Raw genomic sequence first — 24846 nt, 5'->3', positions numbered from 1 at the left:
GGTTCATAGTCGTTTCCTTACCCCTTGCTTGCACCTGCGGACAAATTGACGCTTTGCATGATCGTTTTCTGGGTCAGCGCGAACAACGCGAGCAGCGGAGCGATCGTGAAGGCGCTGGCGGCCATAATCAGCGGCCATTTCAGCCCGTAAGCACCCCCTTCCACGAAAAAGCTGCGCAGTCCGGCCGAAACAAGCTGCAAATCCTGGCTTTTGGTAATGAGCATCGGCCAGAAATAATTGTTATATTGCTCGATGAAGGTGATGAGCCCCAGGACCGCAAAAGAGGAGCGCGTCAGCGGCAGCAGAATCGTCCATAGGATGCGGAAATGCGAAGCCCCGTCGATTTGCCCGGCCTCCACCATTTCATGCGACACCTGGAGGAACGCCTGCCGGATCAGGAAGATCGAAAACACGCTGACGCAGTTGGACAAAATCAATCCGGCGTAAGAGTCCAGCAAGCCCAGCTTGCCAAGCACGATATAGCCCGGCAAATACACCGCCGTGCTCGGCACCATGTACCCGATCAGAACCAGCGCGGTGAACGTCCCTTTCAACCGGAATTTCATATGGGTCAAAGCGTAAGCCATCATCCCGGAATTGACTACCTGCAGCGCGACGATCGAAACGGCGACGAAGATGCTGTTGAACATATAGCGTTCAAAAGGGGCCGCTGCCCAAGCCTCGGCAAACTGCCCCCATTTCGGGCTCTGCGGCCAGATCGTCGGGGGAAACTGCCAGATTTCGTCGTTGCTCTTCAGCGCGCTGGTCACCATCCAGTAGAACGGAAACGCCATCAGCAGCGATGCCGTGGCCAGCAGCAGGTGGCGAAGCGCCTTACCCAGTTTCTCGATACCTTGCATAAGTGGTTCGTCCCCTTCCCATGGGAATCTTAAGTATAATGGACCGTACGCCGGCCGACCCAGAACGAGAGCAGCGACAGCGCCACGCAGCCGATAACCAGCGTGATCGCCACCGATGAAGCTTCCCCGATTTGAAACGAATCGAAAGCGGATTGATAATAAAGGTAAAGCAAGGTACGGGTAGAGCCGGCCGGACCGCCCTGGGTCAGCACGTTGATTTGATCGTACGCCTGAAGCGCTTGAATCACCTGAACCACGACAAGGAAAAACGTCGTTGGCGAGATCAGCGGCAGCGTAACGCTCCTGAATTTGCGCCACCGGCCCGCTCCGTCCAGCTCGGCGGCCTCCAGCAAATCCGCGGGCACGTTCCTGAGCGCGACAAGGTAGAAAATCATGCCCCAACCGGCCGATTTCCAGACGGTCACGAGCAGAATGCCCACGAGCGCCCAATTCGGGTCCTCCAACCAGCGAATGCCGCTCAGGCCCACCCATTGCAAAAGACTGTTCGCCAACCCGACCTCAGGCTCGAAGATCCACGACCAAACGATCGATACGGCCACCGTCGGGGTTACCCAAGGCGAAAACATCAGCATGCGGTAAAGCGAGCCCACTTTCATGTTCCGGTTCAGGAGCAGCGCGAGCCCCAGCCCGATCACGACCACAGGCAACACGCTGCCGAGGCAGAACAGCAACGAAACCCGCAGCGATTGATAGAAAGCCGGATTGGCCAATAAATCGCCGTAGTTTTGCAACCCCACGAACACCTTGTCCGGGCTCATGAAGTCCCATTCCATGAAACTGAGGTAGATGATGTACCCGAGCGGATAAAACCAGAACAACGCCAGCGGAACCATCGCGGGAAGCGTAAACAGCAACGCCCGAAGGTCTTCCGCCCATAAAGAACGTTTCATGAATCCTCCTTATCTCTCATTCAATATTTTTTGAATGTTTGCTATAATTGACTTGAAAACGGCATTCCTTTATCTTTGTTCAATTTTTATTGTACGTTCAAAACAAATATAAAGGGTTATCTCTACGTGAAACGATGATTAACTTTTTGTAAAATTTCGAGGCAGGTGTAACGATGAAAAAACCAACTTCGGGGAAAATGAGGGATCCGCTCAATTTTCGGGAAGAACTGCGAGCCCGGGTGATCGACGCGATCGCGCAAACGATGGACTTGTACGGCGTCAATTACTCCTATGGGCAGCTGTACGGCATCATGTTTTTTGAGGACCGGCCGATGACGCTGGAGGAAATGCAGCAAAGCATGAATATGAGCAAAAGCAATATGAGCTATGCCGTCCGTTCCCTGATCGAATCCAAAATGGTGGCCAAGCTGGACGAAAAAGAAGCGCGCAAAGATCTATACGCCGCGGAAACGGATTTCTTCAAGGCGTTCCAGGCGTTTTTCGCCACCAAGCTGCAGCGGGAAATCGACGTGATGCGCGGATCGCTGGATGCCGTCGTCCCTTTGCTGTCGGAAGCGATCCTGGACATCGGCACTTCGGAAGAGGAGCGCAAGCTTTGCCTGGAGGATTTTCACAAGCTGAAGCATGCCGTAAGTTATTATGAATGGCTGCAGCAGTTCGTCGATCGTTTGCAAAGCGGGCAATATTTTGAACCCCCTCAGGTTTCCTCCCGAGAAGGATAAAATGGCCAACCTCCAGCCAAACTAATCGAACAGTGTTAAAGCTGCAGGCAAGCGATGCGCTTCAAATCGGCCTGGAAGATCAAGTTTACACGATGGAGGAACATATAGCTGATGTCAAAACACAAATGGGGTGCGGTGTTGGCCGCAGTCTTGACGACCGCCCTCTTGTCCTCTCAGGCGGAAGCCTCCCCGTATTCCCGGTCGCGGGAACGAAGCTACTACGAGGAGCGGGGCGATATCGTATGGGAAGTCCCGACACAGGAAAAGTTCATAGCCCTCACATTCGACGATGGTCCGGATGGGAAGCAAACCCCGAAAATTCTGAGCATCCTGGAGCAGTATGGGGCCAAAGCGACCTTTTTTGTCGTCGGGGACCGGGTTAAACGATTTCCCGAGATCGTGCAGATGGAGCTCGCCAAAGGGCATGAGATCGGCAACCATTCCTTTCACCATCCTGCCTTTAACCGAGTGACGCAAAGCGTAGTATTGGAGGAGCTGACTCAAACGCAGGAGGCCGTCCAAGAGATTACCGGGAAGACGCCGGTGTTGTTTCGGCCGCCGGGCGGATATTACAACGAACGTATCGTAGAGCTCTCGAAGCATAATCATTTACAGATGATCCTGTGGTCCTGGCATCAGGACACGAAGGATTGGGCTTCCCCCGGGGTATACTCTATCGTGCGAAAAGTGCTGAACAACGCCCGGAACGGCGATATCATCCTGATGCATGATTATGTCCATAACAGCACGCAGACGGCCGAAGCATTGAAAGTGATTTTGCCCGATTTGAAAAGCAGGGGGTATACGTTCGTTACCGTCTCCGAATTGCTGAGCCATAAGGTAACCCCGGATAATCATATTAAGGTCAACCATTAAACAGGTTGAAGCCCCAACTCAGGCCGAAAGGAGCTAAGACGTTATGGAAAAAGATAAGGAATACCTGGGACACGGTCCCGGCGTCGATCCGATTCCCGTTCCGAAGCACCCCGTAGCCGCCACGGAGAAGGCCGAAGATTTCGTCGGCGAGATGATGGAGGAATGGAGCGAGACGTTAACAGGCGACCACGACGATAAGAAAGCCATACGCGAATCGAAAGACAGATGAAAAAGCAGCAAGTCCTTGGGGTAATCCAAAGGCTTGCTGTTTCTTTTATCCCGGCCGACTTTTCTTCTGCCATTTGTCTTAAATTTTATTTACTTAATTTTAAGTATTTGTGATTTAAATCACATATAATGTGAAAAATATCACTTATACTAAAGACATCAAAGATGATCATCCTTAAAAACAAAAACGAACGATAAACCAAAAGGAGTGGGTATCATGTTTAACAATTTCCTGAGAACAAACAAAGCGGCCATGTGGCTCCTAACCGTCATTCGCGTCTACCTCGGCTACCAATGGATCGAAGCCGGCTACCATAAAATCACCGGCGGCTTCGATGCCGCTGGCTTCCTGAACGGAGCGATTGCGAACAGCGCTGGCGACCATCCGGCCGTGCAAGGCTGGTGGGCGGCATTCCTGCAGCACTTCGCGCTCCCTAACGTCGACCTCTTCAACGTCCTTGTACCGTACGGCGAATTCCTGGTCGGCCTGGGGCTGATCCTCGGTACCTTCACCACCTTTGCCGCTCTGATGGGCCTGGTGATGAACGCCGCGTTCCTCTTCTCGGGTACGGTAAGCACGAACGCGCAAATGCTGATCCTTGAAGTACTGGTGGTCGTCGCCGCCGCCAACGCCGGTAAAATCGGGTTCGACTACTACGTGCTTCCTTACCTCCGCAAGCTGTTCCACAAAAAAGCGGATGCCGGAACGCCAACGCCGACGCCGAAACAGCCGCTTAACGTCAAACACACCGCCTAATCGGCGAACCGCCAAAAAAGAGAGTTCTCTCATTCGAGAGGACTCTCTTTTTCATAAACGATACGCTACTGAATTATCGCCGCCGAACGGCAACATACGAGCATAACAAGGCGATGAACGCCCCCGCCAAGAAGCCGCCGGCAATGTCGCTGGCGTAATGCACTCCGAGATATAGCCGGCTGATTCCGACCAACAGGACGATGAATACGACAATGACGCCCCACACCTTGTTGCCGGTTTTCTTCGAACGTAACAATAGGATGGCAATCAGTCCGTAGAAGGCCGCCGAGATCATCGCGTTGCCGCTCGGGAAACTGTATCCGTCAGGAGCAACAAGGCTATCCCATAAGTCGGGGCGCTCCCGGGCATACAAAGCTTTCAACCCTTTATTCAGCAGCCATGCCCCTGCCAGGCTAACCGTCAGCCAAATGGCGTACCTGCCGCTGCGTACATACAGCAGCACCCACGCAAGCACAATCACAAGGGCGACAACGAAGCCCGTGGTCGTCCCCAACTCCGCGAAGCCTTGGACAAACGGAGTTATGCTCTCCGTTCGCAGCCGGTAAAAGAAGTCGCCGATGCTCTTGTCGATCGACCGCAACCCTTCAGTATGTATCGATGAACCTAACGCAATAAAACAGACGGCAAGCAGAGCCGCCCAAATCCATTTTTGCAAAACCGCTTCCTCCTCTCCCCTGCAATCCATCGAATCCAGAATATTTTACCGATTTCCCTTTTCCCCGGCAACCCGTTATTTCAAATTTAACTAAATTTCCGTCTTGAAATAGGTGACAGGATAGAATATCCACTAGACCCATGTTAATATACTTACTATACTTAAATATTGACTAAGCTTAGCAAGTTCAACTAAAATGCAGTAGAATCCAACATCCCCAAGACCGTTACATCAATTGCCCGGTCTGCAATCTTCAGCACGTTTGCTGCGAGGAATGTGAAGCTGAGCACCAAGGCTTCTGTTCGGAAGCCTGCCGGGAGTCGGCGCTCGCCGTCAAGCAAGGCTGAGGCTTAGGCTGAACATTTCACCCGAAAGGGAGTGCACCCATGAATTCGAACAAAGAGCTGTCCACCCGCGAACGGATCCTGCATATGATGAAAACCGACGGGCCCCGGAGCGCCAAGGAAATCACGACGGAGCTGCAAATTACGGAAATGGCCGTGCGCCGGCACCTCGGCACGATGGAACGGGACGGATTGATCGAATCGAAAATGATTCGGCAGACGCTTGGCCGGCCGACGGCGGTCTACGGATTGACGGAGACGGCCGAGGGGCTTTTTCCCAAAAAATATCATTCGTTGACGCTCGATTTGCTGGACGAACTGGCCGAGGAAAGCGGCGAGCAGATGGTCGACCGCCTGTTCGACCGCCGCAAGGACAAACTGAACCGCAAGTATCTGGCCGAAATGGAGGGCAAATCGCTGCCCGAAAAGGTACGGCGACTGTCGGAAATTCAGAACGACAACGGATATATGACCGAGCTTACGCAAAGCGATAACGGCGAATACGTCCTGATGGAGCACAATTGCCCGATTTCGCAAATCGCCAACCGGTACAACCATGCCTGCGACTGCGAGCTGAATCTGTTCGAGTCGCTGCTGGATGCGGACGTCGAACGCACGGAATGTTTGGCCCAACAGGGCAAAAAATGCGTGTATGTGATCCGGCGGCGGAGCGAGTAGCCCATCGTTCGCAAAACGTTCAAATTAAGCAAAAAGCAGCCTGCAGGCTGCTTTTTTCGTTATATATCATAGACTCGCAATTCGTCTTCTATAGCTTGCTTCACGAGCTGAACGCACTCCTCCGTCGTTTTGGCGACAATCCGCTTGCCGTTGACCAGCGCATACGGTCTGATTTTGCACAAACCGCATAAACTGAGACAGTCCGCGCGCATCACGGCGATCTCCGGATATTCGTCTTCCAACAGCTCCAGCTCGAGAGCGCTCATCAGGTTGCTGTCGCAAACCTCGACGATGACGATGCCCATTCCCATGCGGTCCTCACCCCAAACTTTACAATGTCCTTGCTCGAACAACCATTATGAGGAACGGCGAGGGTTTTGTCAATGTCTGTGAACGATTTAACATACTTAATATACATTTATGTTGACTAAGTTGGAGTTGAGCTTTATAATAGGGTTTGTCGGAATTACTACTACATATAAAGATGAGAAAGGATTGATTTAGAAATGGCACATCAATTACCTGCTTTGCCTTACGCGAACAACGCTCTTGAACCTCATATCGATGAAACAACGATGATGATTCACCACGATCGTCACCATAATACGTACGTTACGAACCTGAACGCGGCTCTGGAGTCCGCTCCTGAACTGCAAACGAAATCCGTGGAAGAACTGATTGCCGACCTGGACAGCGTTCCGGAAGGTATCCGTAGCGCAGTCCGTAACAACGGCGGCGGCCATGCCAACCACTCCCTGTTCTGGGAAACGATCGGCCCGAATGGCGGCGGCCTACCCTCCGGCAAGCTGGCTGAAGCGATCGGCAGCGAACTGGGCGGCTTCGACAAATTCAAAGAGGATTTCTCCAAAGCGGCAACGACCCGTTTCGGCAGCGGTTGGGCATTCCTGGCGGTAGACGCCAACGGCAAATTGTCCGTATACAGCTTGCCGAACCAAGACTCCCCGATCATGGAAGGCAAAACGCCGATCCTTGGCCTTGACGTATGGGAGCACGCTTACTACCTGAAATACCAAAACAAACGTCCCGATTACATCGCCGCTTTCTTCAACGTCATCAACTGGTCCGAAGTGGAGAAACGTTACGAAGCTGCGCTGGGCAAATAAGCAAGCAGGATCGCAGGCCAACCCGCCTGCAATCTGAAGAGGGGTGTCCGAAGAGCCGAAGTCCGGCTTCAGGGACACCCCTTTTTGATCTGCCATGTTGGCATCTTCTAGGCTTGCCTTGGCTTGACGGAATCGCGAACCACCAAAGTCGGCTGCACCTGCCAATGGATCGCTTCCCGGGTTCTGCCCAGGTCCGACAGCAGCAAGGCGATGGCCGCATCGCACATCCGCTCCTTCTCCACCCGCATCGTCGTCATGCGCAGCCCTTCCCCGCCGGCATAATGCAAGTCGTCAAATCCGGCGATCGAGATTTCCTCCGGCGGCCGTTTGTGCCGTTCCTTCAGCAGCCCGGCGAGCAAATAAGCGATCCGGTCGTTTCCGCAAAAAAAAGCCGTCGGCCATTCGCCCATTCCATCCAGAAATGCGGCGATTTCCCCCGCGGTATATTCATAACCCCGAGAGATCGTCAAGCAAAAATCCCCGTGAATCTCCAGGCTCCGCTCCTGCATCGCTTTCCAGTATCCAAACCAGCGCTCCTCATGGCTCGTCGACAGGTTCGTCGGGCCGATAAAGCCGATCTGCCGGTGTCCGGCCTTAATCAGATGAGACACGGCCGCAGCAGCCCCCTCCATATTTGCCGACGTCACGGCAGGACACGGAAGGTCGCGGTGGTAAGAGTCCATAAGCACGAGCGGCGTATCCATCTCCCAAATCAGCCGGGCATAATCCGGATCGGCAATGCCGAATAATATAACGCCCCGGTACGGAATATCGGCAAACTGCCCGGGTAGCGTTAACGATGACTCCATCTCCCGGTCCAGCGGCGTAATCACCGCGTTGTATCCTTTTTTGCGCGCGCTTCGCTCCAACCCCCAAATCATATCGTGAAAAAATTGGAAGTGGTCGTTGTCCTGATAACTCATGATCCGTTCCGGGACCAGCACCAGGATATTCGCATTCCCGCCGTCTTTGACGGCATAAGGGCCATACCCCATGTCCCGCGCCGTTTGCTGCACGAGGCTGCGCATCTCCTCGCTGACTCCCTTTTTGTTCATCAGCGCCAGCGATACCGCATTTTTCGAAATCTGGAGCCTGTCGGCGATATCCTGCATGGATATTTTCTTTTTCCGGCCCATTCTTTTCATTCCTTTCGAAACATGCTACACTTAGCCTGAATAATACTTTACAAAATCATCGTTTGTCAAGTTCGTCAAGTTGTGATGATACTTTTTTAGGGTTAACAGGAGGAATGTACGTTGAGTTACGCAATAGGAATCGACATCGGCGGCACCAAAACCGCCATCGGTTTGGTGAACGCGGAGGGCTTCGTTCAGGCTAAAGCTTCCCTGCCTACGGATCAAGCGGTCACCCCCGAGGTCATGATCGACCGAATGGCTGCCGCGATCAAAGAAATGCTCGCCGAGCAAGGCGTAGCCGAATCCGAGGTGCTTGGCATCGGCGTAGGAGCGCCCGGACCGCTGAACACGAAGGAAGGCAAAATTGCCGAGCCGCCCAATTTGCCAAGCTGGTGGAACTTTCCCGTCGTTGCAATGCTGCAGCGCCATTTCAGCTTGCCGATCCGGCTGGAGAACGACGCCACCGCCGCCGCCTTGGCCGAGAAATGGCTGGGGGCCGCGAAAGATGCGGAGCATTTCGTGTTTATTACGATCAGCACGGGCATCGGCGCGGGCATTTATTCCCACGGCAAGCTGATTACCGGGGCCTCCGGCAACGCCGGCGACGTGGGGCATGTCGTGATCGATCCGGCCGCCGGGACCTGCGTCTGCGGGCAAAAGGGCTGTTGGGAATACGTGGCCTCCGGCACGGCGGTCGCTCGCCAGGCTTCCGCTTTGCTTGGCCGCGAGGTTTCCTCCAAAGAAGCCTTCGATCTGGCGGAAGCCGGGAATCCTCAAATTCAGGCGCTGGTACAGCGAATTTTCGAATATATCGGCGTAGGCTGCGTGACGCTCATCAACACGCTCGACCCCGAGAAGCTGGTCATCGGCGGCGGCGTCTCCCAGGTCGGCGCTCCGTTGTTCGATGCCGTGCGGGATTACGTCTCCAAATACGCGCTGAACCCTTCCGGGCGGAAGACGCCGATCGTGCCGGCCGCCCTTCATCAGGACGCCGGATTGATCGGCGCTGCCGCTTTAATTCACATCCCATACTGAAGAAAATAGAGACAAAGGAGTTCGATATACGATGAATGAACCGATTTTTTTGCAGCCGATTTTCCAGGAACGCATTTGGGGAGGCACGAAGCTGAGGGATTTGTTCGGCTATGACATTCCGAATGACCATACCGGCGAATGCTGGGCGGTGTCCGCGCATCCCAACGGGCAAAGCGTCGTGAAGAACGGCCCGCACCAAGGTATGAAGCTCGGCGACCTATGGACCTCGCAACCGGAGCTGTTCCGTTCCGAGTCCAAGGTGTTCCCGCTGCTTACGAAAATCCTCGACGCCTCCGACGACCTGTCGGTGCAGGTGCATCCGAACGACGAATATGCCGGCAAGCATGAGAACGGCGAGCTCGGCAAAACCGAATGCTGGTATATCGTCGACGCCGAACCCGGGTCCGTCATCATCTACGGCCATGAAGCCAAATCGAAAGAAGAGCTCGTGCGGATGATCGAAAACGGCGAATGGGACGACTTCTTGACCAAGGTGCCGGTGAAGCCGGGGGACTTCTTCTACGTGCCGAGCGGTACCCTGCATGCCTTGGGCAAAGGCATCGTGGTGCTCGAGACGCAGCAGAGTTCGGACACGACGTATCGCGTCTACGATTACGACCGCAAGGACAAGAACGGCAACACCCGGGAGCTGCATCTGGAAAAAGCGATCGACGTGACCGCCGTGCCGCAAGCCTATGAGCCTGTCGCGTACGATACCTTCAGCAAGGACGGCCTGACGGTCACCTCCTTCGTATCCAACGACTTCTTCACGGTGGAAAAATGGCAGGTTTCCGGCGAAGCCGCTTTATCCGCGAACGAGAAATATACGATCTTTAGCGTACTCGCCGGCAGCGGTACGCTTTCCGTGGACGGCCAAAGCTATGCGTTGGCCAAAGGGGAGCATTTTATCCTTCCGGCCGGTTTTGGCCCTTACCGGCTTAGCGGGGAGCTTGAGTTCATCATAGCCCACGAATAAACAAAGAAACGGACGAAACGGTCATCCGCCAGGATAAGGCGAAGGGTGGCCGTTTCGTCCGTTTTTGTATAGAGACCGCGTTAAGCCTGCGCGTACCGCTCCCGCAAAATGCTAAAGTGGTGATGCGCATGGCCCGCGATAATGTAGGCGAGCGCGCGGGCGGAAACCGGTCCGCCGCTGGCCGTGCCAAGCCGCAACCATGCGGCGTCGTCCAGTTGGCGGACTAACGCCAACGTCGACTCCCGCACGACGGCGAATCCGTCCAGCAGTTCCGCTATGGTCTGCCGGCCGAAGGAGGCGTGGCTGACGAACAACTCCTCGTCGAAGCCCGGCAGCGGCGTGGCGTCGCCCCTGGCAATGCGCAGCAGCCGGTAGCTCATCACCCGCTCCGTATCGGCGATATGCCCGAGCACTTCCTTCACGCTCCATTTTCCCTCGGCGTAGCGGTAATCTCCCTGCGCTTCCGTCAGGCCGCCGCATTCCCGCCGCAGCAGCTCCGGCTGCGACTCCAAGAATGCGAGCAGGTCGCCTTCAGGAACCTCGTTGATATATTCCGCAAAATGATCCGCATATTCTCCTGGCTGCGGTCTGGTTAACATGAGCATCACTCCCCGATTTGATTTTACATCGCAAACGCTACTCTTCTTCCCAAACTTCTTCCATCAATTCGCGGATGCTGCGGCTTCTCCGCTCGGTTTCCCGAAGGTTTGCCACCCATTTCCCGCCGTTCCATTCCACGACGTCCCCCGGTTTGACCGCGGGATCCACCTGAGCCCGGGGGATATTCCGGGTCTTTCCGTCCGATTCGAGGATGCAGACGTCGCCTTCAAATCCCTCTACGATATGTAGGACCATACTCAGTTATCACCTTTCAGTAGTGATTTCGTATTCCCGTCCATCGCTGGAAATCTCCATGGTTCCCTGCAAGTCGTTGCGGAACACCTCCACCCGCTGCTTGTCCAGCCGGTCAAGCACGGTTTTCGTCGGATGCCCGTAATTGTTGTCACCTACCTGGATCACCGCGTATTTCGGCTTGACCGCGTTCAAAAACCGTGCCGTGGTCGATGATTTCGAGCCATGATGCCCCACCAGCAGGACATCGGCCCTTAGGTTTGCGCCAGACTCGACCATCGCCCGTTCGCTTTCGCTTTCGGCATCTCCCGTCAACAAAAAGGAGGTCTCGCCGTAAGTCACCTTCACGACCGCGCTCATATTGTTATTATCGTCGGTCACCGTGACAGGGGCAAGTATCTTCGCTTGTACCTGTTCATCCCATACCAATTCCACCCCGGCCTTGGCCGTCTTCACTTTCAGTCCCTTATCGCGAATCGATTCCAGCAGCGATTCGAACGTCTTGGTATTGGACTGGATCCGCGGCATATAAATCTCTCCGATATCCAATTGGTCGATCACCCGATCCAAACCGCCGATATGGTCGGCGTCCGGGTGCGTGCCGATCACGATATCCAGCCGGTTGACCCCATAAGCCTGCAGATAGCGCAGCATGGCTTCTTCCTGGTCGTTGTTCCCCGCATCGATCAACATCGTTTTGCCGGTGGGACCGATCAACAGCTGCGAGGCGCCTTGACCCACGTCCAGGAAAATAACCCGGAGCCGATCCGCCCCCTCTCCCTGCGAAGCCAAGGAGGTTGTCTTTGCCGGTTGCAAATCCGCCGGCATGAAGTCGTCCAGCGCACAGCCCGAAAGCAGGCTGCACAACAAAATCAATAACAAACTGACTACGTTCCATCTTGCTTTCTGCCTAATCATCGATGTCGTCCTTCTCCCAGAACATTTGTTCTAATTATAGGGGATGCCCTAAGTGAAAATCAACCAAAACTTGCTAATCCGCCAAAAAAAGAGCCCGCCTTATCCGGAAAGGCAGACTCTTTAGTGCCATAAATTCTATTTTACCGATACGCTGACCGTTACCGTTTTGCCGCCGTACTTCGCTTTGATCGAGGCGGAGCCTTTGGCCACCGCTTCGATTTTGCCGGCCGTCACTTTGGCGACGGCTGCCTTGGAAGTGGTCCAAGTGGCGCTGCCGGTCACGGTAGTAACCTTGCCGGTATCATAGGTCGCCGTGAGCACCAGCGTTTTGGCCGAACCCGGAGCCATCTGCAATCTTTTCTCGCTGACTTCGAGCTTCGTCAGCTTCGGCACTACGTTCACTTTTACAGTGACGGTTTGGCCTTGGTATGAACCGGTTAACGTCACCGAACCTTCGGCAACGGCTTTGACCGATGAAGATGAAATCGTCGCAACTGCCTCATTCGAAGACACCCAACCCATTTTGGTCGATAACGTCACCTTTGTGCCATCCGTGTAATACCCTGTCACTTTGATCGATTTGGACTTTTTGATATTGAGTTCAATCGAAGTCGGTTCAACGACGATTTTCGCGATTTTCTTTTCGATCGTCACGGAGATGCTGACCGTCTTGTTCGAGTAGGTACCCTTAAGCGTGGCCGAGCCTTTCGTTAGCCCTTTGATTTTTTTGCCGTCCGCCGTCGTCTTCAGAACCGCGTTCGAACCCGTCAAGGTCCATTCCACATCGGACAGGTCGGCAACCTCTTCCCCATTCTCAAATACGGCGGTTACCTTCGGCAGGGCCGTTTCCTCGCCGATGACGATGCTCATTTTCTCTTCCGACGCCAGCAAGGTCAGAACCTTTTCCTTGACGGTCACTTTTACGGTCACTTTGCTGTTGTCCGTTCCCCGGATCGGAAAAGCCCCATTCGGCGTTAAGCCCGCATCCGCTTCCGGGAGAGTGCCCGTAATGGTTACGATAGCCGACAGCGTCGTATCGTCCGTATCCTTCGTCACGATTTTCCCGTCTTCGATCGTCGCTATATCTTCGCGATCCGAGGTCCAGACGATTTGATCGCTGAAATCCATCGTCTCCCCATCCAGCTTCGTTGCCGTGACTTTCGGTAAGCTGGCCGATTCGCCCTTCAACAGCTCTAGCTCGGTTTTCTCCGCTTCCAGCTTGGTGATGGTCGGTTGAACCGTCAATTTAAAGCTTTTGCTTATGCCTTGGTAGCTGGCTTTAATCGTGGTCGTTCCGGCCGTCTTCGCCGTGATGACGCCGTCTTCGACCGTAGCGATCAATTTGTTGGAGGAAGACCAATCCGCTTGGGTCCGAACATCCTCCGTGGAGTTGGCATTGCTTCTCACGCCGGCCTGCACCGCAAGCGTCTCGCCGATAAACAGCAGCTGATCGCCGGACGGAGTTAGCAGTATGGCTTCATAAGGCGCGCGAACGTAAATATCTACCGTCGCCTGATCGCCGAGATAGGTGGCGGTGATCGTCGTTTTGCCGGTAGACACGATCGTCACTTTCCCGTCCTTCACGGTAGCCACGCCGGCATCCGAGGTTGTCCAGGTTGCTTTCTCCGAAACGTCGGCCGCAGATTTGTCGCTGGCCAGAACGGTTTTCACCAGGAGATCGATCTCTTTGTCGGCCACGATCAGCTCCAGATCTTCCTTCTCTCCGATCTCAACGTCCGTAGCCCCGTTCACGCGATATAGCTTTAATCCGGAATACGGAGAAGTTACCGTCGCTTTAAAAGTAGCGGTCAATCCGGAGTATTTCGCCATGATCGTCGCTTCCCCGGCAGCGACCAGGGTGATCTTGCCTTTCTCGATCGTCAGTACGCCCGTATTGGACGAAGTCCAATCGGCGTCCTCCGTCACGTCCTTCGGCTCAACCAAAGTGCTGTCGACTTTCGCCTTGGCCGTAACGACGAGATCCGCCTCAGGGGTGTCGAGGCTGTATTTCCCGTCCAACTTATAATCTAACGTTAACGCCGAATATGTATCGATGGTTTTGATCGTCATGATGGATACGGAACCGGAATAACTTGCTTTGACCGTCGCCGTACCGCTTTTAATGGCCGTAATCAAGCCCTCGTCCACTTTAAGGATGCTATCGTCGGAGGAAGTCCATGTCACCGCCGCCGTAACGTCCTTTTTCGAAGTAGATCCTTCTACAGTAGCCCAAACCTTCAACTGCTTCGTCTTGCCGATTGCGAGCTCAATCGTGGTGTTTTCTCCATCAATCGCAATGGAATTGATGTCGCCGGTGGCTGCGAAAGCGCCTGTCGGCAGCATCACCGAAAGGAGCAAAGCCATAATGAGCAGCCAATATGTCACTTTCCTGTTAGCAATCATTGATTTCTCTCCTTTTATTTGTTGCTGATTACCGGAACCTTTTTCCAGCCTTATGCGTTTTATATCGACATTTGGTAGGAAATTCGTAACCTTTTCCACCGAAATTAATTCCTTTGTCCTATAAAAAAATCCCGGCACGCTCAAATGAAAAAAGCCCGACACGGCGGAAATCCGATTAGGCGCTCGCTTATCCGGCAACAAAAAAAGAGCGCATTCGTGGAATGCCTCTTCGCAAAATGATTATGCCGAGGACCGGGCTCGAACCGGTACGGTTGTCACCAACCGCAGGATTTTAAGTCCGCACTCGCAATAAACCGCGCTATTACTGCGTTTGTAGCAATATTATACGATTCCTGTACGCTAGGTACCCGAGAACCTCTCCGTTCATTTATTACGTGATGTGTTTCGCAAGCTCCCGCTACTGTGCGGTTACTTACGCTTAATTATACGTCACGAATCGCGGAAGGACAAGTATATTTTACAGTAATTACCATCGAGTATTTTTCGTTATGCGCATTGGGCGGGGGCCTGGTGAGCGGCCGGCGAGGGGGCGGCTTGGGGTCAGCGCTTTCGCCTTATTCGTAATCGTTACGATATACATTCGTATTCATTCCGCGACTACACAGGATTCATAATCCTTGGCGGACGATCAACGCCGCGAACCCGCACCACTACGCCATTTGCGCCTGCTCTGAATAAATCAGCGTTATTCACCGCATATACATTTCCAGTGTATTCCGTATAATGTCGCGGCTTAACGGATTTTGCGCTGGTAAATTATTCACTGCGGATCGAGGCGTTTATACACCGTTTATGCAGCGTGATCGAGCGCTAACCCCGTGAGTTTTAGAGCCGCGTCCACCCTGCGCCGCCAGCCCGTGAAAAGTTTCCGGAGGGGCACGCGTCTCGACCCCCGTGCAGGAAAATCGCTCGAAACGTCAAGTTTTGGGACGCTAATTGTCCCGGTATAAAACGCACATAATCCGCGTTGTATCAACGGTTTGAGCGCACGCGCACGAACACATCCGCACTTTCGACTCGCTTTACATTACGCAATCAATCCGTGTATTCTAAGCCTATCCTCGATGTCCCGCGCGGTCATAGCGTACTTAACGTTCGCGTTTAACCACCGCTGATGTGCTTCCATCTTCTGGCGCATCGCCTTATCGAGTTCACGCGTAAAGTCCCGGCGCAGTCGCCAACGGTACAACGTTCGTCTATCCACCGTACATGCCCGCGCAATCTCTTCGAGGTTTGGCGTCGGCACCGTCGTCAATAGTTCAATCGCGTAGTAATGGCGTTCATCGAGCGGAGTCACCGGCCGGCCCCGCTTCGTTTTCCGCGGCATATTCGTCCACCTCCGTATACAAAAATAAAACCGCCCCGGAGGACGGCTCGTTATGTTATTTACTCAACTGCGCTTGTAATTCCGCAATCTCCGCGTTGGCTGCGTCGATTTTCGCTTGATATTCGGCGATCTCCGCCTGTGCCTTTTTTAACTTCTCCTCCGCGCTGGACGTACTCATTTTAATGAGCTCATCGTCTACGGTTGCGTTCCATTTCTCGGCCTCTTCAATAGCCGACTGTGCTTGCTTAACTAGCTCGTTATTCCCTTCGATCGTTGCTTGCCAAACCGATATGTTATATTGAAGTGTGCTAATCCGCGATTTCGCTTGTAACTCTTTTACGATGGCATCTTCGCTTTGTGTCTCTGTTCCTGTCATGTTCACCTTTCCTCCCTCGATTGCGATAGAGTATCCAGCAGCTTCCGAAAAACTGCGGGCCGGGACATATGTTGTTCCGTCGATGATAACCGCGTCCTTAACTGGCTTTCCGTTCACCGTGAACTCTATCACATTTTGAACCTTCTTACCGATTAGCGAGTTCGTGGCCGCGGATGCGATTGCGGTTAAAGTTCCGAGGAGTAAAAGGCTGACGACAGCCGAGATTAGAATCTTTTTCATAATTTTACCTCCGCTTCATTTTAACCACAGTATACAACGTTAACCGAACCTTGTCATTTAAGGTATGTTTACCGTAGCTAAAGTCGCGCCGGTCGCGCTATATAGTTTCAAGTTTCGCGTGGTCGGGTCAAAATTCATGTTTGTTGCTGTTTCCGAAAGACTTGGAACGTTAGCTAATTTGGAGTTGATAGTATTAAGTTGAGACTGCAGGCCGCTGACACTTGAAATAGAGATGCCGCTTACGCCGCCGTCAAACTCTACACCGTCGTTAAATCGCGTATATCCCTGCATGGTTATTGTCCGACCAGGGGCCGCTATCATAATGTCCGAGAGTGACGTAATCTGGAACAGCGAATCACCGCCGTTAATATACCCGAGCGCAGAACCGTCCGACCGCGCAAAGGAAATCGCGCTCATTCCGTATTGATTGTTAATGTCGATGCTGATCCGCTGACGATTCGACGAGTCATATGTACGCCAACCGGTCGAACTCGCTTCAAACCGCGCCCCGCTCTCTGCCGTACGCAAGAGCGCGCCGGTAATGGTGCCGCCCACAATGTTCGACTGTTCGATTTGGCCCGTTAACGTAATTTTCCGCGCGACAACGTTACCGTACATATCCGCATGTAGTGACGCGCCTTTAATCGGCCACATCCGCAGCGGCTTCGTATCGCGTATCGGACGGACAACGCACTCAACACCGCCAGGCTTTACGGTATACCTTACGAGGTTTCCGCCGATAACTTCGTTCGCAAGGCGCTCGTATGTCCGGAGGATCGCGGTATCGATCGGTATGTTCCGCCCGGCCAATTTCGCAATATGGGCGAGCGCCTCCTCGGATCGAGCGGCGACCGCGAATAACTCCTGATTGTTCGGGACCTGGCGCTCGATCTTAAAATCGTCGATATAGCGTAATTGGTAATATACCGGCACGCCGTCCTCGATCGCGTGGACGTACGCGCCGAACTCAATACCGAACTTGCCGCCGTCATAGTCCGGATTCGCGCGTTTGAAATCGTTATAGGCTTTGCGGGCGGCTTCCGCAATATCTTCGACCGTACTCCGCTCATTGATGACCGCGAATAGGTTTTCGCATATTTCAAGCTCGCCGGACGTGAATACTACTTTGTCGCCTACTTCGCGCAGCTTATTGTAATTGTCGTGGACATAATAACTCCGACCGTTTTTGTACGCCGAAACGCGTGTATCCGCGAATACGTAAATATTTCCGTTAAGGTAGAACGAAACGCACAAACTCAAATGAACCCCTCCGTCATTAAAGAGCCAGCGCATCACGTACGCCGGCCCCCGTTATATTATCGCGTCTTAACACCTTCCGTTTGCAACCGCTGAACAACGCGCGCACGTTCGTCGAAGAATTGGCGAGCCGTCGCCGAGTCCTCTATTACGATTTCTTCCGCACCCATATCGATGTTGTACGTGTTTTGCGTAACGGCTCCGGCCGGTTGCGTAACTGGCCGCGCAGACACGCCGGACAACGCCTCGAAAAGCACCGCCTGTTGTTGCGCATTGAGAACCATCTCGCCCGCGTGCGCTTGTACCATAACCGGTTCGCCGTTCTGTCCGCGCACAATACCGCCGACTTTGAACGACTGCAAGCGGCCCGTATCTTGCGTAATCCCGTACTGGTCGCGGATCGCTTGATTACGCGCACGTAGTCGCTCCATTTCCGCCCGGTCGCCCCGTGCTGCCGCTGCGTCATATGCGTCCTTATTCGCGTTGTATTCCGCAAGGTCGGCCGCTTGGTTCGCCGCCGTTACGGTCGCCATTTTAGCGGAATATTGCGCGACGAATGCGTCGAGGTCGGCGAGAATTGTCGCGTTCGCCTTTGCGGCTTCGGATACGCGGAATTCACTGATTGCGGCCTCGATCGTCTTAATGTCGCCGCCGTACGAGCTAAAAGCGTCAAGTAGCGCGTCATATTGCGCCTCGGTCCGGCTGATCTCCGCGTCGAATGCGGCCTCTTGCGCGTCGCGTTCCCTCTCAAGTCCGGACTTCTGCTCCTCAAGACTGCGCTTTTGCAGGTCGCGGTCATGTTCGAGTTTCATCCGTTCGATTTCCTTGAGCAAATCCTCGCGCTCTTGGATACCTTCGGGGCCGACTGCGGACGCCAAAAGGTCGGCGCGCGCCTGTTTCTCGCGGAGTTCCGTCTCGTAATCGATATCCGCGTTGAGCTGGTCCTGTTTCGCCATGAGCTCGTCAATGGCGTCGATCTCCGCATTATACTTGTCGAGCGCGGCCTGCTTACTCTTTTTGAGTGCGTCGAGTTCGCGCTTTTTCGCGTCGTCGATTCGCGTTTTCTCCGTTTTAACCAGGTCGTTACTTAACTCGATCGTTTTCGCGGTTAAGTCCTTACGGGCCCGATACAGTTCTTCATCCGCGCGCTTGTACATTTCCGTATCCTTGGCGTAACGATCACGGACGCGGGTCCAGGCGTCGAACTTCATGCGGGCGATTTCCTGCTCCGTTTTACCGGATTCCTCCATGCGCCGTTCCTCGCGGTCGATCCATTCCGCCGAGAAGTCGAATTGCGATTGCGCGCTGTCCTCTTGCAGACGTTTTAGCTGCAGATTAAGCGTCCGGCGGTCGTCGATCGACTCTTTCAAATACTTCGAGTGCGTTTTCTGCAGCTTCTCGTACGCTTGAATTTGTCGATCGGCGGACCAGTCGAACATCTCCGTTTGATATTGGATCGTCGCGAGGTCCGTCTCGAACGCCTTACGCCGGGCCTCTGCCGCCTTCTCCGCCGCTGTTTTCGTCGATCCGGCCTTGCCTGACGCCTTATTATCCGCGGCGGCTCCGGTTGTTGACGTCGACGTTACGAACTTATCGAACGCGCCGGCGGTGATGTTCTGGATATCCTTGTCGAGCTCGTTAATCTGCAACTGGTACTGGTTGGCCTTTGTCTGCAACGCCTTTTCCGTACCCTCGGTGACGTTATCGACATACGCGGCGAGAGCGGACGGCAACTTCGGATTTGAAACCGACGCGCTTTCGACGCCCATCAGCGCTTCCAACTGCGACCGCGCGAGTTTAAGTTTGGCTTCCGTCTCTCTGCGCCAGTTTTCGAGCCGGCTTTTTGACGCCTGGGCCGACGCATCGACAGAATTTCGCTCCGCCGTAATCAAGTCGCCTAGCGCGTCATAGTTTTTGATGTGCCAGCGGTTTTCCTCGTCCAAGTTGCTCACAAGGCTCGGGTATTCCTGCGTCAAAGCCTTTACGACTTCACTAAGGCGCTGCTTCTGTTCGGCCGACAGCTTCTCCTTCGCGTTGAGGTCCTCGTACTCTTTTTTGAGCATGTTAACCTTGTCGATGTGCTGAACCTGTGCCGCCACGTTCGCGAGCTGTTCCCGTTCCATCGCGGCCAGCGCCGGGATCGAGTCGTTAATTGCGTCTTTCATTTCGCGGGCTTTGGCGGCCGCGTCGTCGAACGTATCGTAACCCATACCGTAAAGCTGCTTGTCGATCTTCTCAAGCGCGTCACTGATGTCCAGCGCCTCGGACAGTAAGGCCGGCGTCCCTTCCCCACGCTCGCCAAACGCCTCAATCTCGTTAAGACGTTCCTGCAGCTTGGCGCGTTCTTCGAGAACCGGATTAAGCTCCTCTAACGACTTCTGCAGCGCCTTTACATCGTCAACGGAGCGCCCGTACGGAGCCTCACGCAATGTTTGGTTAAGCGATTGCTGCGCGTCGTCATGCGCTTTGACCGCCTCGGCCGCTTCCTTATTCCGTGCAATCAACGCAGACAGGCCGCCAACCACGACGCCAATCGCGAGCGAGATAACGCCGAATACGCCGGCCGACGCCTGCATCCCCTTGAGCGCGATACTTAACGCTTTGACGACGCTCGTTGCCGTCAATAACGCGGTTACAAGCGCGAGAACCGTCGTTGTCCCGGTAGCCAGCCCCGCGACGAGCTCCTTGTTGTCGTCCGCCCACTCCGCGAAAGAAACGATGACCGGCGTGATCGAGCGCATGATTTCCTCAAATACCGGTTTCAGGCCGTCGCCGAGCGCCACCTTCGCGTTGGTGATGGACTGCGTAAACTCTGCGGAAGCTCCGGTATAGCCCTGCATTGCGGTGTCTGCGTTGCCGGCGTAGAGTGCGGCCTCGGATAGGAAACCGTTCAGAGCGGCTTGCGACTTCTCCGCGTCCGTCAGTTTGGCAGCGGACTTTCCGAGCGTGGCCGCATAGCGTTCGTACATGACGGAGAGGTTCGTCGTGATCCCGACCGCGTCCGTCAATTCGCTATTTTGGTTCTTGATCCCTTGCAGCGACGCCAAGACTGCTCCGGCCATATCGTAATGACTTTGCCGGTTGAATGCGGCCGCATCCGACATGGAATTGATTAGCTTCGTCGCTTCCTCAAGCGAGTAACCGGTAGCCAGCGCAGTTTTATACGCTTCGGCCGCGTCCGCCATACTCATAAATCCCTTGGCCGCGAGATCCTGCGCCGCCTTTGTTACGGCGTTGACGTCCTGGCCGAGTCCTTTTGATAGCTCGCGCAGACCGGTCAATGCGTTGTACATTTTGTTCGACTCCGACACGACTTCGCGCATAATGCCGATCATCTTGCCGAGTGCGGTCCCGGCCCCGAGCGCTGCGATTGCCTCGCCCATACCGCCGAAACTCCGCGTCGCTTTGTCCGCGGAATCACCGAGCTCGCGTGTCTTGGCCTTCGCCTTATCGATCGCCGTACGGTAATCGGAAATATCCGCTGAAATTTTTGCGCGAATACCCCCGACGTCTACCATTTCAGACATTAGGCAACCACCGCCTCAAGCCCGGCCAGAATCTGCGCGCCGAAAAAGGTGATTGCTTCCTCGCGCTGTTCGTCCGTTAAATCCGCCTCAATCAGCCCGGATGCCTGCGCCTTATCGAGCATAATCGCGCAAGCTTGCCGGATGGCCTGCGCCCGTTTATCCGCGTCCCCTTCTGATATTGCGAGGGCAATAACGCCCATCACGTCGCCCATCACTTCCAAAAGGTGAGCTGCCAGTTTCTCATCGTTCATCTCTCTTTGACCCCCTCCGAAATTAAAAAGAAGCCAGCGCAGTTACGCGCCAGCCTCATATTTATACTTTGTTATTCAGATTGCGCGGCATCATCGCTTGTCTCTCCTCTAAGAGAGGCTAACCTTTGCTCTAAAAGGTCCGCAACCCTTTGATGCGCTTCGACAGCTTTCCTACTTGCTTCATCGTAAGCCTTCATAGATTGTGCATATCCGGTGGAATCACTTCCGATTTCATTGGTCTTCTTTGGGACTTGCTCCAATATCGGACGTTCAGCTTCATTCGCGGCGAAATAGTCGTCGGTATTGTTGATGAACGACCCATAGCGCACGCCCAACGCATTGTTTACCGACTCGCGAACCGTTTCGATAAAAAACGCAGATTCATCCATAGAGGCGGCGGATTCCAATGTCCCCCTCGCTGCTGTTGCGTCCGGTGACTCGTATTTCGCGGTCAATCCGCTAAAGTGCTGGGACAATTCGAGGCGCATTTTCATTGCCTCTTCCTTCGGAGTGATTGCGAGGATAGAACCGGATAGTTCCCCGAATTGCTCGGATACTTTATGTGCGAGATACGGATCGTCAATCCCTTCGATAAATTGCGTAAGTTTAGCCGCCGCTGTCTTTGAGTCGACCGCCAGCATGACCTCCGTTTTCAGTACGCGTAGAGCCTCTTCGAAACGTCCGAGTTTTGTCGCGTCAGGCTGCGGGATTTTGGCGTAAATAACGTCCTCGGCGTGCTTCTTCGCATCGGCCAAGTGCTGACGGAACTCATGGCGGCGCTTGTAAATCTCCTGCATAAGCTCTTTGCCGCGTTTCTCCTTAATCTCCTTCACTTTAGCCGCCTGGCCCTCTGCGGAGAGGTTGCGGTCTGACCGGACTGCGCTAATTTCTCCGCGTACCTTGTCGTTAAACTCGCGATAAAAGCGAGTATTATCATTCCGGAGCTCGTGGGCCTTTACGATACTTTCTTTTGCTTTTTGTTGACTCATTAAATTGTCCCCCTCAAATTATTAGTAAATTACTTTTTGCGTAGCGACTTCGCTTTCGCTGATATAGGCGTCACGGTTAGCCGCGAAACTGATGTCGAGACTAGCAATATGTGCGCCCGGCGCGTATCGCTGAATAACGTGATCCTGGCGTTTGCCGGACTCGTTCGCAATCTCGTGTGCCCGCTCCTTCAAATCAGCCAGCGCGGTAAAGTAGGCGTGTTTTGCGTCGCGCATCTGCTGCAACAACGGATCAATCTCCGCCTGCTTTGCGTCATCAAGATACGCGTTCCAGCCATTGACCTGCATAATAGCACTCTCCGTAATTGTCTGGCCGTTAGTAAAGTCGATATCCGTTGGTGTATAAAGTGTGTTCAGCTCCATCTAGCATCTTCCTCTCGATATTTATTAGATTTTTACCGCATAACCTTCCGCAGCCAATCCGTCGATAAAGTCCTGCTGTCGCGGAATAAACGCGCTGATCATTACCGGCTGCCGGGCCCGTAGTGACTCCGCGCGCACAACTGCCCCCGCCTGGTCGACCGCCTCAAACGTCACCGTCGCGTACATATCGCCCGGACTCGTTTTAACCCGACGGCGCACCGTTAACGTCTGCTGCGGTTGTTTCGCTGGTTCCGGCGTGATCCGGCGCGGCGTAATACCGGAATCTCCGCCGATTAAGCCCCGCGCGGTAATCATTGCGCTAACCTCACGTTCTTGGCCGTTGGCTTGCCGCGCTTATCTTCGCCAATTTCAAACGTTACGCGGTCGCCGATTTGCGGTTTGCCAGCGCTTTGAACTGCGCTAATATGAAAGTGAACGTCCTTCGCCCCTTCGCGCCCGATAAATCCATACTTCTGATCATCGTAATACCGTCGGACATAGCCGCACAGGCGCTTTACTTTCGGCTCTTTCGGTTGTTCACTCCTCGGTGAATAACCCAAACTGGGGCCGATCCGCGAATATACTTCCGTCATATCCTCGCCCTTTAATCCGTCCCATACCTCTCCCGCAATAAACATCCGTTATTCCTCCGATTCTTCTTCGTCGTCTTCCGGTTCATCCGGCGCCGGGTCCGCCCATTGCAGACGCACCTTTTTCTCCGCTTTACCGAATCGCGGATGCCAGACCAGTTCGCCCTTAAATCCGCCCGACGTCGCCGTATATTCAAACCGGCCGCGAATATTGCAGTCGTAAATGACGCAATCCGGCGATAGACTGCGCTTGAGTACCCGAAGCATATACTGCGCATGCTCCTCCGCAATTTGCTTGAGCGGATACGCCTCATAATTCGCGATATTCCGGTCGAGTACCGCACCGGCGTCGTTTATGATCGTCGTATGTACGCGAGTCCGAGTTTCGTCCGCGAATACGTATTGATAAACCGTGACCATTCCGCGTCACCTCCGGCAAATTTTCGTATCCAAGTAGCGGCACCGGATCGAGTCAGCACCGCGCCAAACTTTGCAGCGGATATCGTCCTTGCTCATCCCCGCCAACAAAGCGCACGTACAATCTCCGTGAAAATAAGGACAGTAACGTTTCGCGTCGTCTTGCTTCTCATTCACTTTCCGCCCTCCCTCCTATTAAATCAGCGCATATTCGGTACCCTTTTCTGCAATTTCCCACGATTTTAAGCACACCAAAAAGCCCGGCAGGGTATTCCATCCTCCGAGCAATAAACGCGCTAAAACTGCGCAATATTCACGATAAAGGTACACCGAACAAATGCCGCGCCGACCGCTTACGATCGGAAGGAATCCGGTATTGCCGCGCATAGATAACGCCGTCTTTTTGATACGTGGCCATCTCCGCGAAATCCGGATACGAGCGCTTAATCTTCCGCATGACGTCCGCGTCCTCGGTATAGCCGGCCAGAAACGCCGGGTTAAGCCGCCAGATTGCGTTATTCATCGCGAACGCCTCCATTTAGAACGAAAGTCGCGTCAGTAAGCTTGTACGATTCCGGCCACTCTCCGGCGGCGACGGCGGCCTGCAGCGCGAATAAAACGATGCCGCGGATTTCCTGCTTACTTACGCCCCAATTCGCGGCCGGCGAGAAGCGGCGGCAGGCCATGACGGACAAACGCTCGACCAGCGCCCACAATTTCGATTCCTCCATTTTCGCGATGTGATGCGGGGCGTTCGATTCGTGTTCAACGAAGCCGATTACCTCCGCGACAATTTCGCGATCCTGTGCGGAGTTAATGACGAACGGCTCGATCTTGAGCGGCCGCTTATCCTCCGCGTATTTGACGATAATTACGTGCTCATCCTGGCTTATTGTAACAGCCATCTTACTCCCATCCATTCAGCGGCCTAGCAGTTTTGCCGTGGATTTTCC

The 24846-nt window shown here is 54.0% G+C and carries 29 protein-coding genes and 1 pseudogene; 9 read left to right on the top strand and 21 right to left on the bottom strand.

Features of this window, described 5'->3' with window-relative positions:
• Positions 1-17 precede the first annotated feature (17 nt).
• A complete protein-coding gene (locus ACQ4N8_RS04180) occupies positions 18-860 on the bottom strand; it encodes a carbohydrate ABC transporter permease (protein ID WP_430703087.1) in 843 nt (280 codons plus the stop codon).
• A gap of 29 nt (positions 861-889) precedes the next feature.
• Entirely contained in the window at positions 890-1771 is an 882-nt protein-coding gene (locus ACQ4N8_RS04175; protein WP_430703086.1) for a carbohydrate ABC transporter permease, read from the bottom strand.
• Positions 1772-1944: 173 nt separating this feature from the next.
• Between ACQ4N8_RS04175 and ACQ4N8_RS04170 the strand changes: the two genes are divergently transcribed.
• From ACQ4N8_RS04170 to ACQ4N8_RS04155, 4 genes are all read left to right on the top strand, one after another.
• Positions 1945-2514 (top strand): GbsR/MarR family transcriptional regulator, encoded by a 570-nt coding sequence (locus tag ACQ4N8_RS04170; RefSeq protein ID WP_430703085.1) that lies wholly within the window; start codon positions 1945-1947, stop codon positions 2512-2514.
• Between the two features lie 111 nt (positions 2515-2625).
• Entirely contained in the window at positions 2626-3390 is a 765-nt protein-coding gene (locus tag ACQ4N8_RS04165; protein WP_430703084.1) for a polysaccharide deacetylase family protein, read from the top strand.
• A gap of 43 nt (positions 3391-3433) precedes the next feature.
• Positions 3434-3619 (top strand): hypothetical protein, encoded by a 186-nt coding sequence (locus tag ACQ4N8_RS04160; RefSeq protein ID WP_430703083.1) that lies wholly within the window; start codon positions 3434-3436, stop codon positions 3617-3619.
• Between the two features lie 216 nt (positions 3620-3835).
• Positions 3836-4375: a DoxX family protein gene (locus ACQ4N8_RS04155; RefSeq protein ID WP_430703081.1), complete on the top strand. Its 540-nt coding sequence runs from the start codon at positions 3836-3838 to the stop codon at positions 4373-4375.
• A 73-nt stretch (positions 4376-4448) separates the two neighbouring features.
• On the opposite strand, the gene ACQ4N8_RS04150 is transcribed toward ACQ4N8_RS04155, so the two are convergent.
• A complete protein-coding gene (locus tag ACQ4N8_RS04150) occupies positions 4449-5051 on the bottom strand; it encodes a phosphatase PAP2 family protein (RefSeq protein WP_430703079.1) in 603 nt (200 codons plus the stop codon).
• A gap of 200 nt (positions 5052-5251) precedes the next feature.
• Here ACQ4N8_RS04150 and ACQ4N8_RS04145 point away from each other — a divergent pair.
• Together ACQ4N8_RS04145 and ACQ4N8_RS04140 are read left to right on the top strand one after the other, a co-directional pair.
• Positions 5252-5398, top strand: a pseudogene (locus ACQ4N8_RS04145) (hypothetical protein); the annotation flags it as partial.
• Positions 5399-5437: 39 nt separating this feature from the next.
• Positions 5438-6073 (top strand): helix-turn-helix transcriptional regulator, encoded by a 636-nt coding sequence (locus ACQ4N8_RS04140; protein WP_430703077.1) that lies wholly within the window; start codon positions 5438-5440, stop codon positions 6071-6073.
• Between the two features lie 59 nt (positions 6074-6132).
• Here the strand turns inward: ACQ4N8_RS04140 and ACQ4N8_RS04135 are convergent, their stop codons facing one another.
• Positions 6133-6384 (bottom strand): DUF1450 domain-containing protein, encoded by a 252-nt coding sequence (locus ACQ4N8_RS04135; protein ID WP_430703075.1) that lies wholly within the window; start codon positions 6382-6384, stop codon positions 6133-6135.
• Between the two features lie 195 nt (positions 6385-6579).
• On the opposite strand from ACQ4N8_RS04135, the gene ACQ4N8_RS04130 reads away from it, so the two are divergent.
• Complete coding sequence (locus tag ACQ4N8_RS04130) at positions 6580-7197, top strand: superoxide dismutase (protein WP_430703073.1); 618 nt, start codon at positions 6580-6582, stop codon at positions 7195-7197.
• Between the two features lie 107 nt (positions 7198-7304).
• Here ACQ4N8_RS04130 and ACQ4N8_RS04125 read toward each other — a convergent pair whose 3' ends face one another.
• Entirely contained in the window at positions 7305-8333 is a 1029-nt protein-coding gene (locus ACQ4N8_RS04125) for a LacI family DNA-binding transcriptional regulator (RefSeq protein WP_430703072.1), read from the bottom strand.
• A 120-nt stretch (positions 8334-8453) separates the two neighbouring features.
• Between ACQ4N8_RS04125 and ACQ4N8_RS04120 the strand changes: the two genes are divergently transcribed.
• Positions 8454-9368 (top strand): ROK family protein, encoded by a 915-nt coding sequence (locus ACQ4N8_RS04120; protein WP_430703070.1) that lies wholly within the window; start codon positions 8454-8456, stop codon positions 9366-9368.
• 31 nt (positions 9369-9399) lie between these two features.
• Positions 9400-10344: a mannose-6-phosphate isomerase, class I gene (gene manA / locus ACQ4N8_RS04115; protein WP_430703068.1), complete on the top strand. Its 945-nt coding sequence runs from the start codon at positions 9400-9402 to the stop codon at positions 10342-10344.
• 80 nt (positions 10345-10424) lie between these two features.
• On the opposite strand, the gene ACQ4N8_RS04110 is transcribed toward manA, so the two are convergent.
• The 16 genes from ACQ4N8_RS04110 to ACQ4N8_RS04035 all read right to left on the bottom strand — a co-directional run bounded on the left by ACQ4N8_RS04110 (position 10425) and on the right by ACQ4N8_RS04035 (position 24798).
• Positions 10425-10943, bottom strand: a complete 519-nt coding sequence (locus tag ACQ4N8_RS04110) for a DinB family protein (RefSeq protein ID WP_430703066.1) — start codon at positions 10941-10943, stop codon at positions 10425-10427.
• A gap of 37 nt (positions 10944-10980) precedes the next feature.
• Positions 10981-11199 carry a DUF3006 domain-containing protein gene (locus ACQ4N8_RS04105; protein WP_430703065.1) on the bottom strand — a complete coding sequence of 73 codons (219 nt, stop codon included), beginning with the start codon at positions 11197-11199 and terminating at the stop codon, positions 10981-10983.
• Between the two features lie 9 nt (positions 11200-11208).
• Complete coding sequence (locus tag ACQ4N8_RS04100; RefSeq protein ID WP_430703063.1) at positions 11209-12114, bottom strand: ComEC/Rec2 family competence protein; 906 nt, start codon at positions 12112-12114, stop codon at positions 11209-11211.
• A gap of 135 nt (positions 12115-12249) precedes the next feature.
• Positions 12250-14517: a hypothetical protein gene (locus tag ACQ4N8_RS04095; protein WP_430703061.1), complete on the bottom strand. Its 2268-nt coding sequence runs from the start codon at positions 14515-14517 to the stop codon at positions 12250-12252.
• A gap of 1048 nt (positions 14518-15565) precedes the next feature.
• The gene (locus ACQ4N8_RS04090) at positions 15566-15865 is read right to left on the bottom strand and encodes a phBC6A51 family helix-turn-helix protein (protein ID WP_430703060.1); all 300 of its coding nucleotides are present in this window, start codon (positions 15863-15865) and stop codon (positions 15566-15568) included.
• A gap of 55 nt (positions 15866-15920) precedes the next feature.
• Positions 15921-16481: a hypothetical protein gene (locus ACQ4N8_RS04085; RefSeq protein ID WP_430703058.1), complete on the bottom strand. Its 561-nt coding sequence runs from the start codon at positions 16479-16481 to the stop codon at positions 15921-15923.
• A gap of 57 nt (positions 16482-16538) precedes the next feature.
• Positions 16539-17741 carry a hypothetical protein gene (locus ACQ4N8_RS04080; RefSeq protein WP_430703056.1) on the bottom strand — a complete coding sequence of 401 codons (1203 nt, stop codon included), beginning with the start codon at positions 17739-17741 and terminating at the stop codon, positions 16539-16541.
• 56 nt (positions 17742-17797) lie between these two features.
• A complete protein-coding gene (locus ACQ4N8_RS04075; RefSeq protein ID WP_430703054.1) occupies positions 17798-21265 on the bottom strand; it encodes a hypothetical protein in 3468 nt (1155 codons plus the stop codon).
• Positions 21265-21516 carry a hypothetical protein gene (locus ACQ4N8_RS04070; RefSeq protein WP_430703053.1) on the bottom strand — a complete coding sequence of 84 codons (252 nt, stop codon included), beginning with the start codon at positions 21514-21516 and terminating at the stop codon, positions 21265-21267. The genes ACQ4N8_RS04075 and ACQ4N8_RS04070 overlap by 1 nt, the downstream gene beginning before the upstream one ends.
• A 71-nt stretch (positions 21517-21587) precedes the next feature.
• Positions 21588-22505, bottom strand: coding sequence for a hypothetical protein (locus tag ACQ4N8_RS04065; protein ID WP_430703051.1), 918 nt, complete (start codon positions 22503-22505; stop codon positions 21588-21590).
• 21 nt (positions 22506-22526) lie between these two features.
• Complete coding sequence (locus tag ACQ4N8_RS04060; RefSeq protein WP_430703049.1) at positions 22527-22886, bottom strand: hypothetical protein; 360 nt, start codon at positions 22884-22886, stop codon at positions 22527-22529.
• A gap of 24 nt (positions 22887-22910) precedes the next feature.
• On the bottom strand, positions 22911-23201 hold the full coding sequence (locus tag ACQ4N8_RS04055; protein ID WP_430703048.1) for a hypothetical protein: 291 nt from the start codon (positions 23199-23201) through the stop codon (positions 22911-22913).
• A complete protein-coding gene (locus tag ACQ4N8_RS04050) occupies positions 23198-23524 on the bottom strand; it encodes a cold-shock protein (protein ID WP_430703046.1) in 327 nt (108 codons plus the stop codon). The genes ACQ4N8_RS04055 and ACQ4N8_RS04050 overlap by 4 nt, the downstream gene beginning before the upstream one ends.
• 3 nt (positions 23525-23527) lie before the next feature.
• Positions 23528-23896, bottom strand: coding sequence for a hypothetical protein (locus ACQ4N8_RS04045; protein ID WP_430703044.1), 369 nt, complete (start codon positions 23894-23896; stop codon positions 23528-23530).
• 310 nt (positions 23897-24206) lie between these two features.
• Positions 24207-24416 (bottom strand): hypothetical protein, encoded by a 210-nt coding sequence (locus ACQ4N8_RS04040; protein ID WP_430703042.1) that lies wholly within the window; start codon positions 24414-24416, stop codon positions 24207-24209.
• On the bottom strand, positions 24409-24798 hold the full coding sequence (locus tag ACQ4N8_RS04035; RefSeq protein ID WP_430703040.1) for a hypothetical protein: 390 nt from the start codon (positions 24796-24798) through the stop codon (positions 24409-24411). The genes ACQ4N8_RS04040 and ACQ4N8_RS04035 overlap by 8 nt, the downstream gene beginning before the upstream one ends.
• Positions 24799-24846 lie beyond the last annotated feature (48 nt).

Source organism: Paenibacillus macerans, from assembly GCF_050565405.1.
Taxonomy (GTDB): domain Bacteria; phylum Bacillota; class Bacilli; order Paenibacillales; family Paenibacillaceae; genus Fontibacillus; species Fontibacillus macerans_B.
Note: the sequence above shows the minus strand (reverse complement) of the source record. Positions and strands in the feature narration are given on the sequence as shown.